At 41.6% G+C, this 534-nt stretch carries 1 pseudogene; it reads left to right on the top strand.

Annotated elements, in window-relative coordinates:
* Positions 1-534 (top strand): annotated as a pseudogene (locus R7P74_RS28925) (RHS repeat-associated core domain-containing protein); the annotation flags it as partial.

Raw genomic sequence — 534 nt, 5'->3', positions numbered from 1 at the left:
AGTATAAAGAAAACTCTGAACTCAATACGAGTGATTATGAGCTCACAGAAATAAACAAAGCAAAAATTGATGAATGTTTGAAAGAGCGCCAAAAGGCTGTGGACGCTCGAACTGGCGAAGAGGGATATAACGCTCAAATTGGTAATATTAACCAACAGTCTGCAAAAATAGGCGAGTTGGCCGCGGATGACTTTGTCCGGAGTAAACGTCCTAATGCTAAGCTGCTTCATCCCAAAGATATTGGAACCTCAATTTCGAAGCCGGGCGACTTTGATATGGTTTACGAGGTGGAAGATCCACCACCAGGTGAAATTATCATTGTTGAGGCCAAAGGGGGGAGTAGTCCTTTGGGTAGTAGAAAAATTGGAAATATGGCATATCAGCAAGGGACAACTGAATATGCAACTGCAACTACTGATCTAATGGCTCAAAAGGACAAAGATACAACCGAATAGAAAGCGGCCAGAAGTATAAAAAGCATTGAGAAAAAAAACTCCTGTTAGATATATTCACACCGCAGCGGCTATTTCTGAT

The organism is Vibrio sp. 2033 (assembly GCF_033339735.1).
The sequence above is the reverse complement of the archived record's forward strand: the minus strand, read 5'-3'. Positions and strand labels throughout refer to the sequence as shown.